10 protein-coding genes and 4 tRNA genes are annotated in these 13517 nt (G+C 62.9%); 5 read left to right on the forward strand and 9 right to left on the reverse strand.

Going from position 1 to position 13517, the window contains the following annotated elements:
• Window positions 1-26 precede the first annotated feature (26 nt).
• Window positions 27-1649: a WG repeat-containing protein gene (locus tag IX761_RS01040; protein ID WP_194787706.1), complete on the reverse strand. Its 1623-nt coding sequence runs from the start codon at window positions 1647-1649 to the stop codon at window positions 27-29.
• Window positions 1650-1824: 175 nt separating this feature from the next.
• Between IX761_RS01040 and IX761_RS01045 the strand changes: the two genes are divergently transcribed.
• A complete protein-coding gene (locus IX761_RS01045; protein WP_194787707.1) occupies window positions 1825-2370 on the forward strand; it encodes a cytochrome b in 546 nt (181 codons plus the stop codon).
• On the opposite strand, the gene IX761_RS01050 is transcribed toward IX761_RS01045, so the two are convergent.
• A complete protein-coding gene (locus IX761_RS01050) occupies window positions 2361-3254 on the reverse strand; it encodes a 1-aminocyclopropane-1-carboxylate deaminase/D-cysteine desulfhydrase (protein ID WP_194787708.1) in 894 nt (297 codons plus the stop codon). The two genes, IX761_RS01045 and IX761_RS01050, sit on opposite strands and share 10 nt — an antisense overlap.
• Window positions 3255-3369: 115 nt before the next feature.
• Entirely contained in the window at window positions 3370-5406 is a 2037-nt protein-coding gene (locus IX761_RS01055) for an NADPH-dependent 2,4-dienoyl-CoA reductase (protein ID WP_194787709.1), read from the reverse strand.
• A gap of 109 nt (window positions 5407-5515) precedes the next feature.
• Between IX761_RS01055 and IX761_RS27295 the strand changes: the two genes are divergently transcribed.
• On the forward strand, window positions 5516-5644 hold the full coding sequence (locus IX761_RS27295) for a hypothetical protein (protein ID WP_267241026.1): 129 nt from the start codon (window positions 5516-5518) through the stop codon (window positions 5642-5644).
• A gap of 1004 nt (window positions 5645-6648) precedes the next feature.
• Here the strand turns inward: IX761_RS27295 and katB are convergent.
• Entirely contained in the window at window positions 6649-8190 is a 1542-nt protein-coding gene (gene katB / locus IX761_RS01060; protein WP_194787710.1) for a catalase KatB, read from the reverse strand.
• Between the two features lie 272 nt (window positions 8191-8462).
• On the opposite strand from katB, the gene IX761_RS01065 reads away from it, so the two are divergent.
• Together IX761_RS01065 and IX761_RS01070 are read left to right on the forward strand one after the other, a co-directional pair.
• Window positions 8463-9575, forward strand: a complete 1113-nt coding sequence (locus IX761_RS01065) for a nitrilase-related carbon-nitrogen hydrolase (RefSeq protein WP_194787711.1) — start codon at window positions 8463-8465, stop codon at window positions 9573-9575.
• A 4-nt stretch (window positions 9576-9579) separates the two neighbouring features.
• Entirely contained in the window at window positions 9580-10665 is a 1086-nt protein-coding gene (locus IX761_RS01070; protein WP_194787712.1) for an AraC family transcriptional regulator, read from the forward strand.
• Window positions 10666-10830: 165 nt separating this feature from the next.
• Here the strand turns inward: IX761_RS01070 and IX761_RS01075 are convergent, their stop codons facing one another.
• Complete coding sequence (locus tag IX761_RS01075) at window positions 10831-11709, reverse strand: DUF2242 domain-containing protein (protein WP_194787713.1); 879 nt, start codon at window positions 11707-11709, stop codon at window positions 10831-10833.
• Window positions 11710-11909: 200 nt separating this feature from the next.
• Here IX761_RS01075 and IX761_RS01080 point away from each other — a divergent pair, with 200 nt between their 5' ends.
• Window positions 11910-12644: a hypothetical protein gene (locus IX761_RS01080; protein ID WP_194787714.1), complete on the forward strand. Its 735-nt coding sequence runs from the start codon at window positions 11910-11912 to the stop codon at window positions 12642-12644.
• A gap of 83 nt (window positions 12645-12727) precedes the next feature.
• Here the strand turns inward: IX761_RS01080 and IX761_RS01085 are convergent.
• The 4 genes from IX761_RS01085 to IX761_RS01100 form a co-directional block, all read right to left on the reverse strand.
• Window positions 12728-12804 (reverse strand) — tRNA-Asp (locus tag IX761_RS01085).
• Window positions 12805-12946: 142 nt separating this feature from the next.
• Window positions 12947-13023, reverse strand: a tRNA-Asp gene (locus IX761_RS01090).
• A gap of 83 nt (window positions 13024-13106) precedes the next feature.
• Window positions 13107-13183: transfer RNA gene (locus IX761_RS01095), tRNA-Asp, on the reverse strand.
• A gap of 79 nt (window positions 13184-13262) precedes the next feature.
• Window positions 13263-13338 (reverse strand) — tRNA-Val (locus IX761_RS01100).
• Between the last annotated feature and the right edge of the window lie 179 nt (window positions 13339-13517).

Below are 13517 nucleotides of genomic sequence, written 5' to 3' on the forward strand. Positions count from 1 at the left end.
AGGGGCCAGTCAGGCGAACACCAGGCTCAGGATGCCTCGGCGACCGGTTCCGGGGCCGGGCAGTAGGCCTGGGCGTCCTTCGGCCACAGCACCTGGCCCTTGCCGTCGACCACCTGTTCCGCGCCGCAGGGCAAGCGGTTGGTGTCGAACACCACGCTGCCGTCGAGGCGATACAGGGCACGCAAGGTACGCACGGCATCATCGCCGTTGCCTTCTACCCGATAGCCGAAGATCGCACCGCGCGCCTCATCGACCGTCACGTCCTGCCACTTGGCCGGCACCAGCAGCTTGCCGTCGAGGTCGTAGAGCGCGCGCAAGGCATCGGTACTGCTGCCCTCGGCCGCCAGCAGGTGGTGACCGTCGGCCAGCAGCTTGTACGAGACGTATTGTTCCGGCTTGACCAGCACCTTGCCCTGGTCGTCCATCAGGCCGAAGGTAGGCGCCTCGCTTGGCATGCCGAACAGCTTGACGGTCTTGCGCGGCGACTTGAGCTCGGTGAAGGCAAAACGCTTGGGCGCGACCAGGCCGATCTGCTGGTAGGTCGGCTGGAACAGCACCTTGCCCTGGTCCAGGTCCACGGTCCCGTAGGTGGCCTGGAATGCATTCTGCAGCTTGCCGATGTGGTTGAAGCCGGCACGATGACCGCTCATGCCCAGCAGGCCCATACCGGCGTCGCCGACCGAGTCGAACTCGGGTTCGATCAGCCACTTGCCGTCCTGCCCGATCATGCCGGCCTTGCCGCGGCCACCGTCGTCGCCCTGGAGCTGGACCATGCCACCGGTCTTGCCGAAGGTTTCGCAGCTCTGGTACTGCGCCTCGATGACCACCTTGCCCTGGTAGTCCAGGTAGCCGCAGGGCTTGTCGTAACCGTCACGGAAAGCCACCAGGCCACCGCCGGGCATGCCCAGCCAATACCTGCCGAACGGGATCACCAGGTTGCCGGCGGCATCGGCCAGGCCCTTGCCGGTAGTGCCCTCGCGCGACACCACCAGATGCTCGTCGGCAGCGCTGAGGATGGTGTCGAAGTCAAGTTGGCGCAGCACCTGGGTCTGCAGGTTGTAGCCCCAATGTTGTTCCTGGCGCTCGGCCAGTACCCAGTTGCCCCGCTTGGCGAAGTCTTCGCGCACGTACGTCGAGTCGAATACCGCCTCGCTGACCTTCTCGCCCTTGGGCGTGAGGATGCCGCGCAGTTCGTCGATCTCGTAGACGATGAACTGGTTATCGCCGCCGACAAAGACCGTATCGAAAATGGCCGGCTGGACTTCCTTGCCCTGCTCGTCCATCACCCCGACCTTGCCATCGCGCACGAAGCCGAACAGGCCGGGGGTCAAGGCGTAGAGCGAGTCGGTGATGTCGGCGCGGATCACCCGCTTGCCGTCACCGCTGGCCAGGTGCCAATAGTCACCGCGACCGAAAATGAACGCGTCGGTGAACGGCTGGGTATAGATCTGGGTGTATTCGCTGCCGGGGGCAACGCGGAACGCGCCATTCTGGTCGAGCACTGCGCATTCATCATTCACGCACAGCGGAATGGTCATGGCGGCGACGGGAGGGGTAGCGGCTGCGGGAGGTTGTTGGTCGCAACCGGCGAGCAGCATGGGCAGGGCGCAGAGCAGCGCCGCGCGGGGGGCGGTAAAGAGGTGTTTCATCAGACACAGCATCCTTGTGCGTTGGAAAACGAGTGAAGGCGCATGGCTATCACTCGATTCGCTATGTCGGCACTGCGCCATAGATCTGAAGCAAACACAGGTGCACGGCACCGATTAGAGTGAAGGGCAGGCGCCGGCAAGAGCGCCTCTTTCGACCTGATGACGAGGACCCACCATGGTTTCATCCACCCCTGCGGCCCACTACCCGCGGCTGTCGATCGCCCTGCACTGGCTGATGCTGGTGCTGCTGGCGGCCGTCTACGCCTGTATCGAGCTGCGCGGCCTGTTCCCCAAGGGCAGTGCCGAACGCGACCTGATGAAAGAGCTGCACTTCATGCTCGGCCTGAGCGTGTTCGTGCTGGTCTGGCTGCGCCTGGCGATCCGCCTGTCGCGCCCTACCCCGCCGATCGTGCCGCGGCCACCGGCCTGGCAGACCGGCCTTGCGCACCTGGTGCACCTGCTGTTGTACCTGATGATGATCGGTTTGCCGCTGGCCGGCTGGGCGATCCTCAGCGCCGCCGACAAGCCGATCCCGTTCTACGGCCTGGAGTTGCCGGCCATCGTCGGGCCGGATGCGGACCTGGCCAAGTTCATCAAGGGTTGGCATGAGCGCATCGGCAGCTGGGGCTACTGGCTGATCGGCCTGCACGCGGTGGCCGGGCTCTATCACCACTTCGTGCGCCGCGACAATACGCTGTTGCGCATGCTGCCCTACAAGTAACCGCGCCGCCCCTGCAAACCGCCGGTGTGCAGGAACACCAGGCGGGTGCCGGGCGTGAAACGCCCGGCCTCGACCTGGTCACGCAGGGCCAGCAGGGCCTTGCCGGTGTACAGCGCCTCCAGCGGCATGCCGGCCTGTTGTTCGGTTTCGGCGATAAAAGCCAGCAGTTCGTCGTCGATACGGGCAAAGCCACCACGGCTCGCCTCATGCAGCGTGTAACCCTGCGCGCCGCACAGCGATGCGACGGTTTCTGGCCCCCCGTGATCCAGCGGTACCGCCAGCGCGCCATGCACCGGATGGGCGCCCGCCTCCGCCAATACCAGGCCCGCCAACGTGGTGCCGGTACCGGCGGCCAGCCACCAGGCGTCGTAGTCCTGCCAACCCAGCAAGGCCAACTGCGCGCGACACTGCATCACGATCAGCGCGCAACCCTGGGCGCCCAACAGGCCGCCACCGCCTTCAGGGATGCAGTGCCAGCCTGGATAACGTTCGTGCCAAGGTAACCAGAAATCGACATTGTGCCGGGCCCGGTAGCCGCCGTATCCCAGCCAGTGCAGCTGCATGCCCAGTGCCCTGAGGTCACGCACCGTCGGCGTGTCCTGCTCATGCCCGCGCAGCAGCCCCGCAGTGGCGAAGCCAAAACGTTTGCCGGCGGCTGCCAGGGCATGAAGGTGATTGGAATGATTGCCGCCGAGGCTGATCAGACCCGGTGATCCGGCTTGGCGTGCTTCGAGCAGGTGGTGGCGCAGCTTGAACCATTTGTTGCCGCTGATCAGCGGGTCGATCAGGTCCAGGCGCAGGGTGGCGGCTTCGATACCAGCTTGCTGCAACCAAGGCAGGTCGAGACGTTGCAGGGGGGCTTGGGGCAGAGAGAACTCGGGCATGGCGCGAGTCTATCAGTTACCGGTAAAAGCGCATCGCGGGGCAAGCCCGCTCCCACAGGAAAATGTGAATTCCCGTGGGAGCTGGCTTGCCCCGCGATTGCGTAGTCTCAGGCGATCACAGCTCGGCAGCCAACCGCGACCCTTGGTTGATCGCGCGCTTGGCATCCAGTTCGGCGGCCACATCGGCGCCCCCGATCAGGTGTACCGACTGCCCCGCTGCCAGCAACCCCTCGTGCAGCTCACGCAGCGGGTCTTGCCCTGCGCAGACGACGATGTTGTCCACCGCCAGCAACTGCGGCTCGCCCTCGCCGATGCGCACATGCAGGCCAGCATCGTCCACGCTCAGGTACTCGACGCTGTTGAGCATCTGCACCTGCTTGTTCTTGAGCCCGGTGCGGTGAATCCAGCCGGTGGTCTTGCCCAGGCCGTCGCCGACCTTGGTTTTCTTGCGCTGCAACAGGTACACCTGACGCGCCGGAGCGTGCGGCTCGGCCTTGACACCAGCCACGCCACCACGGGCCTCGAGTTGCGTGTCGATGCCCCATTCCTTCCAGAACGCATCGCGATCCTGGCTGCTGGCCACACCTTTGTGCACCAGGTATTCGGACACATCGAAGCCGATGCCGCCGGCGCCAATAACCGCCACCCGCTCGCCCACCGGTTTGCGCTCGAGCAGCACGTCCAGGTAGCTGAGCACCTTGGCGTTGTCGATGCCCGGGATGGCCGGGGTGCGCGGGGCGATACCGGTGGCCAGGATGATCTCATCGAATTCGCCTGCCACCAGCGCCGAGACATCGACACGGGTATTGAGGCGCAGGTCGACGCCGGTGCTTCTCACCTTGTTGCGGAAGTAGCGCAGGGTTTCGAAGAACTCTTCCTTGCCCGGCACGCGCTTGGCCACGTTGAACTGGCCACCGACTTCACTGGCGGCGTCGAACAGGGTCACCTGGTGCCCGCGCTCGGCGGCCACGGTGGCGGCGGCCAGGCCGGCGGGGCCGGCACCGACCACGGCGATGCGCTTGACGTTGAGCACCGGCAGGTAGTTCAGCTCGGTCTCGTGGCAGGCGCGTGGGTTGACCAGGCAGCTGGTCAGCTTGCCACCGAAGGTGTGGTCCAGGCAGGCCTGGTTGCAGCCGATGCAGGTGTTGATCTCGTCGCTGCGCCCAGCAGCGGCCTTATTGACGAAGTCCGGGTCGGCGAGGAAGGGCCGGGCCATGGAGACCATGTCGGCGTCGCCTTCGGCCAGTACTGCCTCGGCCACTTCCGGGGTGTTGATGCGGTTGGTGGTGATCAGCGGGATGCTCACCGCGCCGCGCAACTTGGCGGTGACCTTGCTGAACGCCGCGCGCGGCACCTTGGTGGCGATGGTTGGGATGCGTGCTTCGTGCCAGCCGATACCGGTATTGATCAGGGTGGCGCCGGCTTGCTCGATGGCCTTGGCCAGCAGCACGATCTCGTCCCAGTTGCTGCCGCCCTCGACCAGGTCGAGCATCGACAGGCGGAAGATGATGATGAAGTTCGGCCCCACCGCCTCGCGCACCCGGCGCACGATCTCCACCGCCAGGCGCATGCGGTTCTCGTAGCTGCCGCCCCAGCGGTCGCTGCGGTGGTTGGTGTGGGCGGCGAGGAACTGGTTGATGAAGTAGCCTTCCGACCCCATGATCTCGACGCCGTCGTAGCCGGCGCGCTGGGCGAGGCTGGCGCAGGTGACGAAGTCGGCGATCTGTTTCTCGATGCCCTCTTCGTCCAGCTCTTTGGGTTTGAACGGGTTGATCGGTGCCTGGATGGCGCTGGGCGCTACTTGCCTTGGGCTGTAGGCGTAGCGGCCGGCATGCAGGATCTGCAGGCAGATCTTGCCGCCTGCGGCATGCACCGCCTCGGTGACGACGCGGTGTTTATCGGCTTCTTCCTCGGTGCTGAGCTTGGCTGCACCGGAGTACACCCCGCCTTCGTCGTTGGGTGCGATGCCGCCGGTGACCATCAGGCCAACCCCACCGCGGGCGCGCTCGGCAAAATACGCTGCCATGCGTTCGAAGCCGCCCGGGCGCTCCTCCAGGCCGGTGTGCATCGAGCCCATCAGGGTGCGGTTGCGCAGGGTGGTGAAGCCCAGGTCGAGGGGGGCCAGCAGGTGTGGGTAACGGTCGGTAGCCATGGATGGACTCCACAGGTGGCGTGATCACGGGATGCGGGCGCCTCTGTCCGGTTGGCGGGGCCCGTCGTTTGTCTGATGCCGACATTAAACAGGCGTTTGAACGGGCTCAATGATCAAAACTTACAAGTTGATGATCTTTTTGCGCAGTGGGGGGGGGGCTCATTGGGTCGAGGTCGAGGTCGAGGTCGAGGTCGAGGTCGAGGTCGAGGTCGAGGTCGAGGTCGAGGTCGATTTTTAGTGTGTGGGTTTTGTTGATGAGTGAATATCCATTGGCGATGGAGACGCTGATTCACCTTTCCGCCCTTACGGCGGCCTACTTTTTTCTTGGAAAAAGTAGGCAAAACCGCCTGCTCCCATCATCCGGCCCCTACGCTGCGCTTCGGGGTTCCCTCACTCCGGCCTTGCTCCCGCGTGGACGCACTGAAGGGCCATCCATGGCCCATCAGTGCTCGATGGGCATCCATGCCCATCGCCCCGCTCCGCAAGTCCTACGTTCGGCCTCCTGAAGTCGCGTTTGGCGGTGACTGGACTATCGCGCGCTTAGAAGCAAGAGCAAGAGCAAGAGCAAGAGCAAGAGCAAGAGCAAGAGCAAGAGCAAGAGCAAGAGCAAGAGCAAGAGCAAGAGCGGATCGTGTTTAATTGTTATTGATATATTGTTTGTAATGGCCTCATCGCCGGCAAGCCGGCTCCCACAGTGACCGCGTGAGTTTCGAGTTCAGCGCCATCCTGTGGGAGCTGCGGTTCGCCGCTGCGACTTGCCAGCGATTGCAATTTGAAGTTCAACAAAGCAATCAACTAGCGACAGCAGCGCCAATATAGGCGCCACCCCTAACTTCGCGACTTCAGGAGGCCGATCGGAGGGCTTGCGGAGGGAGGCGACGGGCATGGATGCCCGTCGAGCACCGATGGGCCATGGATGGCCCTTCGGTGCGTACTCCCGGGAGCAAGACCGAAGTGAGGGAACCCCGAAGCGAAGCGTAGGGGCCGGATGATGGGAGCGAGCGGCTTTGCTTACTTTGGCCAAGACCAAAGTAAGCCGCCGTAAGGGCGGAAAGGTGAATCAGCGTCAATAAAGCAAATGGATATGCTCACAACTTTCAAAACCACCTAACCAACTAACCACCGCTTCAGGACAGCCATCTCCTCTCCTGAGGCGAACCAACATAAAGCACATGGCCGACCACCCCGAAACAGCGTGAACAACCTCGATGGAAAGTCATACTCGCAGCCCCTCCCGACACCTCAGTCCTGCAACTTGGCCGCCAACTGCCGCACCCGCCCCAGGTCCGCCTTGGCCACCTTGGCCAACCCAGCCCCATAGTCGGCATCGGCCTTGTAGAAGTACGACAACATGATGTAACGGCTCTGCTCGTCAGCGATCGCCAGCGCCTCACCGAGGCTGTTGATCAGGTCAGCCTGCTCCTTCTTGCCGTACGAGCGGAACAACTCGCCAGTCTGCTTGAAGTTCTGCTCACGCTGGATCTTCGCCTGCTGCGTGGTGCCGCTCAACGCAGTCTGCACATAGCGGGCACTGGCCTGTTCCTCACGCGGTTGCAGGCGGCTGGGCTGGTAGTTCACGCCAGTGCTGGTGTGCCCGTGATTGGCCATACCATCCTGGTTCAGCGAGTTCACCTCGGTGCGCGGGCGGTTGACCGGCAAACTCAGGCCATTGGCGCCGACCCGATACATCTGGGTATCGGCATAGGCGAACAGACGACCTTGCAACAAGCGGTCCTCGGAAGGCTCGATACCCGGGACCAGGTTCGAGGGCGCCATGGCCACCTGCTCGGTCTCCTGGAAGAAGTTGTCGACGTTGCGGTCGAGCACCATCTGGCCGATCTTGCGCTCAGGCACGCCCGGCCAGATCTTGGTCGCATCCAGCGGGTCGAAGTCGAAACTGGCCAGTTGCTCAGGCTTGAGCACCTGGATGTACAAATCCCATTTCGGGAAGTTGCCTTTGCTGATGGCGCTGACCAAGTCGTGGGTCATGTGGCTGTAGTCACGCCCCTGGATCTGCGCGACCTGTTTCGGGTCGAGGTTCTTCTGCCCTTGCAGGCTCTTCCAGTGGAACTTCACGTAATGCACGTCGCCCTTGGCATTGACCAGCTTGTAGGCGTGCACGCTGTTGCCGTCCATCTCGCGATAACTGGCCGGGGTACCTTCGTTGGAATACAGCAGGGTCAGGGTGCGGGTGGCTTCCGGTACATGGGAGAAGAAATCGAAGCGACGCGCGTCGTCGTCCAGATTGCTGCGCGGATCGGGCTTGAACGCGTGGACCATGTCGGGAAACTTGATCGCATCACGGATGAAGAAGGTCGGGAAGTTGTTGCCGACCAGGTCCCAGTTGCCATCGGCGGTGTAGAACTTGGTAGCGAAGCCGCGTGGGTCTCGCAGGGTTTCCGGCGAATGATTGCCGTGGACCACCGAGGAGAAACGCACGAACACAGGCGTTTGCTCGCCGGGGCGGAACACCTTGGCCATGCTCAGCTCGCGGATATCGGCACTGGCGGTGAACTGGCCGTGGGCGCCGGTGCCGCGCGCGTGTACCACGCGCTCCGGAATGCGCTCACGATCGAAACGCTGCAGTTTCTGCAGCAACTGCACGTCCTGCAGCAGGGCCGCACCGTTGGGGCCGGCGGTCTGCGAGTTCTGGTTGTCCCCAACCGGCGCGCCGTTGTCGCGGGTCAGTGTGGCGGCTTGCACGGACAAGGACAGCAGGCTGGCGGCCAGGGTACTTGCCACCAGCAGTCGGCCCGGCTGGAAAAGTTTGAACAGAGGGATCATGGGTTACTCCTAATTGCTCTATCACAGGCGTCTTGATGCGCCGGGAAAAGGTAAGGAGCTCGGGCGCAATCTCTAAATTGATCCTACCCATGAACGCTATTGGTAATTTCAATCTGACTTTTTATGCATTTCTGCTATGAGACAGCCTCCGGTTTTGCCCTGCCCGAACCGCCCCGTCTACCATCGCCCCACCTTATCCATTACCCTTCCACTCTCTCGGGTCTTCCATGCTTGCAGGGCGACCCTTTCACTTTTTCACGAACACTAAAGCCATGCGAAAACTGCTCGCCAGCGCCCTGGCACTGGTCGTCATCGCCGGCCTCTGCGGCTACGGTTTCTGGACCCTGCAGCGTCCGGAAGGCCACTACCTGTCCGACCTGCGCATCGAACTGGCGCTCAACCAGGGCGTGCCAGGCGAACACGGCAACCTGCTAGGCATCGAACCGCTGCTGTACCCCGGCGACTACCAGAATCTCTCGCGCCTGCACCGCAAGTTGTCAGCCTACTTGCAGCAGGCCCGCGACCAGGGTCTGGTGAACGCCCGCACGGTGGTGGTGCTGCCCGAACACATCGGCACCTGGCTGTGGGCCCGCGGCGAAAAGAACGAGCTGTACCAGGTGACCCGCCACCGCGAGGCCTGGCAGTGGCTGGAACTGAGCAACCCGGTGCGCTATGGCCTGGCCATGCTTTCAGCCAGCGGCGATGATCGTCGCACCGACGCGCACCTGCGCATGAAGGCAACGCAGATGGCCGCCGATTACCAGCAGCTGTTCAGTGGGTTGGCGCGCGAGTTCGGCGTCACGCTGGTAGCCGGCTCGATTGTCCTGCCCGCCCCCTATGTGAAGGATGGCATGCTGCGTACCGGCAACGGTCCGCTGTTCAACAGCAGCCTGGTGTTCGCCGGTGACGGCCGTGTACTGGGCCAGCCGCAGTACCAACAGTACCCAGACAGCGAGACTCGCCGCTATGTCCACGATGGACGCCAGCAACCTTTGCAGGTGCTGCACACGCCCGCCGGGCGCCTGGGCGTACTGGTGGGCAGCGACAGTTGGTACCCGGCCAACTACAAGCAGCTGGCATCGGCGCAGATGATCGCCAATCCGGCGTTTCTCAGCGGCAAGCACAGCTGGCAATCACCCTGGCGCGGCAACCGCCACCAGGCTGCTGCAGCCGCGCTGCCTTTGCGGCGCGGCGAGGTCAGCGAACAGGCCGCCTGGCAGCAACTGACCCAGCAGGCCAGCGACGGTGCTGCAAGCATGAGCGTTTTCCTGCGTGGCCAGTTCTGGGAACAAGCCGGCGATGGCCAAGGCTACGCCAGCCAGGCCGGCACGCTGTGGGCAGGCAGCGCCAGCCAAGGCGCCCGTCTGCTCAACCTGTGGCTGTAAGCAGATGCCCCGCCCCCGTGTACGCCTGGGTGACCTGTCGGTAGGTTTTGTCCAGCCGCTGGCTGAAGCGCTCGCCCAGCTTGGCCACGACCCACAACCGCTGCTGCTGCGCTATGGGCTGGATCAGCAACGCCTGGCCGAGCCCGGTGCGCGGCTGTCGATCCCGCGCTACATGCACCTGGGGCATGCCGCCATCGCCCTGTGCGGCGAACCGGCCCTGGGGCTGCGCATGGGGCAACTGAGCCGCCTGGCCCAAGCCGGGCTGGCCGGGGTAACGGCCGCTCAGGCCCCGACCCTGGGCGACGCCGCACGTACCTTGCTGCGCTTCGAACCGCTGTACGCTGCCAACTACCGGGGCCACTCAAGCTTCCATGAAGACCCGCAGGGTGCCTGGTTGCGCTTCTACTCCATCAGCCCGTACAACGGCTATAACCGCTTCGTGGTCGATTCGCTGCTCGGTGGCTGGCTGGCGCAGCTGTCCAGCCTGGCCGGCAGGCCGGTGCAGGCCGAACGCCTGGAGATCGAATTCGCAGCGCCCGCCTACGCCGATCAGTACCAACCGCTGTGCAGTGGCAGCGTGCAGTTCGCCGCCCCGGCCAACCAGCTGCGCCTGGGCCAGGCCACGCTGGCGTTGCCCAACCCCCAGCACTGCCCGAGCACTTGGCAGCACCTGCTGCAACTGTGCGAAGCGCAGCTGATACAGCGCACGCGCGTGCGTAATCTGGGCGAACGTATCGTCGACCTGCTGGGGCCGCTGCTCAATGGCGGTCGTGAACCGGACCTGGAGGAAGTGGCGCAGCATCTGCAACTGCCCACCTGGACCTTGCGCCGCAGGCTCGCCGAAGAAGGCACGCGCTTTCGCGACCTGCTCAATGACACCCGCCGCGACCTGGCCGAAACCTATATTCGCGACACTGAGCTGGCTTTTGGCGAGATCGCCTATCTGTTGGGGTTTGCCTCGGCCGAGGCCTTCCAGCGCGCGTTCAAGCGCTGGACAGGGTTGACCCCAGGGGCGTTTCGCCGCGATCAGCGGCGGGGGGGTCAGAGCTCGGTGGCGTCGTCCGCCGGCTCCGGTACGTCCAGCTCGTAAGCCTGGAATTCAAGCAATTCTTCCTGATAATCGTCCATCGCCGTGCATCCTCTCGCTTCGTTCGTCGTTCCTGGGTCTGCCGTCAAGCTAAACCGGCCAGGTGACAGACGGGTGACAACCCCATGAACGATAAACGTAGCAGAGCGCTGGCAAGTTAGCGGCGACTCACAATGCGGCCGGTGCTGGCTCGCTCTGCGGTGCTGGCTGCTGCACCTGGATCGGCGTGGCCTCGACGGGCGGAGCTACCGGCTGCGAGCCTTGACTGTCGTCGACCACCGGCGCTGCGGGCGCTTCACTGGCTGGCACGCTTGCCGCAGGCTGGGCGGTAGCGGCCACGCTGCTCGGTGCAGCTGCTGGTGTGGCTTCGGTCGCAACCGGTGCACTGACCGCCAGCGGGGTCGCCCCTGGCTGACCAGGCGTCAACGAAGCCGGCGCAGGCTCCGGCAGGCCCAGGTCCGGCGCTGGTTTTTCAACCTTGGGCGGTTCGACGGGCGTGTCCGGCTTCTTCACTTTCTTTGGCTTGGGCAGGTAGCTTTCCACCAGGGCGAAATAACGGTCGTAGAACTGCGGTGCGGTGACCGTCTCGCTGCCGACCTTGACCATGGAATCGTCGGTTGAGCCGATCGGCATCGACACCGAGCCGAGCACCCCGACCCCCAGGCTGGCGGAGGTGTTGGACTTCTTCAGGGTGTAGCGGTCCTGCAGGGCGTTGGCGAACATGGTCGAACGCTGCTTGTCGCTCATGTCTGGCACGCAGGTGATGTTGAAGCTGATCTGCATGTGGTTTTCGGCGGTCTGCTGGAAGCTCTTGTTGCCGGCCACCTGGTTGGCATCACTGCTGGTGATGATGTAGCCCTGGCTGAGCAGCGCACGACGGGCAGCCTCGCAGGAACCACCCTCACTGACCGGGAAGCTGCGCGAGAAGGTCCCCGAGTCGTCGAAGTTCTCGTGCTCGTACACAGCGGCTTTCTTCGTGGAGCAACCGGAAACGCCTGCCAGCACCAGGGCCAGCCCGAGCGCACCGTAGACGGATGATCTGGACATCGTGAATTCCGGGTAAATCGAACGGTGCCTATTGTGCAACACATTCAGTGGCCACTGAAACCTTGAACATGCAAGGTTCATGTAAAGACCCCTCGACCAAACAACGACCTTTCCTACATCAAACACGAACTCACCTTACCTAAATGAGAGGAGGCCCACGTTAGGCTCATTCATTTCTCACAAAAGCTTTCGGAAAACGGATGAACAATCTTTCGGTACGCCTGAAACTACTGCTCTGCCTTACACCCTTGCTGCTATTGGTGGTCCTGCTCACCCTGACCTCCAGCCTAAGCTTGGGCGCCCTGACGTTCAGGGCCGAGCGCTTAGTGTCGGTCAACTACATCCTCGACAACCTCAACACGATGCGTGCCTCGCAGTTGGCCTACGCACTGAACAGCGACCCTACCGAACTAGAAACCTTGCAAAAGGCGCATTGGGACCTGCACGAACTGCTCGACGAGAACCTGGCGACGATGCCCTCCCCCCAGGCCCAAAGCATCCTTGTCAGCATCCGCCGTATCATGAAGGACTACCTGCACGCCCTGCAGCACAGCCTGGAGAAGGACTCGCAACTGCTCACAGGCCCTGCCGGCAAGCTGCTGAACCATGAGATTCTCAAGGCCATCGCCCAGGTCAACGAGCTGATCAAACTTCAAAACGAGCGCAGAGCTGCCGAGATCGAGTCGCACTGGCAACTGATGATCACAGTGTCCTGTGCCACGCTACTGATGGGCTGCCTGGTGATCTGGCTGCTTATCCGACACATCTGCTCGCCGCTGCAAGAAACGCTGGCCATGGCCAAGCGTATCGGCGAGTGCAACTTTGCAGATGGCGCACAGGCTGGACGCCAAGATGAGTTTGGCCAACTGATGCGGGCCTTGGCGCACGCGGCCAAGGAAAACTGCGAGCAATGCCCCGTCAAGCCGAACAATTGAGCGCTTCGAGGCGCAAAAAAAAAGCGACCCTAAGGTCGCTTTTTTTTAGCTTCAAGGTGTTCAAGGGACCTCAAAGCAGGATATGGCGCAGCGGACGGGACTCGAACCCGCGACCCCCGGCGTGACAGGCCGGTATTCTAACCGACTGAACTACCGCTGCGTATCGCTCGGGCTTGCACCCGATTGAAACTGGGATCCAGGCTTTCAAGCGTCAATGACACGAAAGCCAGGCACAAAAAAAGCGATGCGAGATCGCCTTTGCTGTGTTGCTTCGAGCTGTTCAAGGGACTCGAAACAGAAGATGGCGCAGCGGACGGGACTCGAACCCGCGACCCCCGGCGTGACAGGCCGGTATTCTAACCGACTGAACTACCGCTGCGTATCGTTCAGGCTTGCACCTGATTGAAACTGGGATCTGGCCGTTAGGCCTCAGATCGGTGCGAACACCCATCTGGAGAAAAATGGCGCGGCGGACGGGACTCGAACCCGCGACCCCCGGCGTGACAGGCCGGTATTCTAACCGACTGAACTACCGCCGCGCATAGCTGGACTTGCGTCCTGTTCCTCTCTGCCAACCGCTTCTTTCGAAACTGCTGGGCTAGAAACGTTCTCAGGAAGTGGTGGGTGATGACGGGATCGAACCGCCGACCCTCTGCTTGTAAGGCAGATGCTCTCCCGGCTGAGCTAATCACCCCCGCGATGTTGCTTGTTGCGTTTGCTTCGCTGAGGCCGCGAAATTTACGCAGGTACCGATGCTAAGTCAATACCCCCATTGAAGTTTTTTTAAAAAAGGGCAAAAAAGCTGTAAGCCGCTAGCTGCAAGTGGCGAGAAAAAGCCAGCCGCTTGTACTACGCTACTTGCCCCTTCAACGA

Source organism: Pseudomonas sp. UFMG81, assembly GCF_015354575.1.
In the GTDB taxonomy this organism is placed as follows: domain Bacteria; phylum Pseudomonadota; class Gammaproteobacteria; order Pseudomonadales; family Pseudomonadaceae; genus Aquipseudomonas.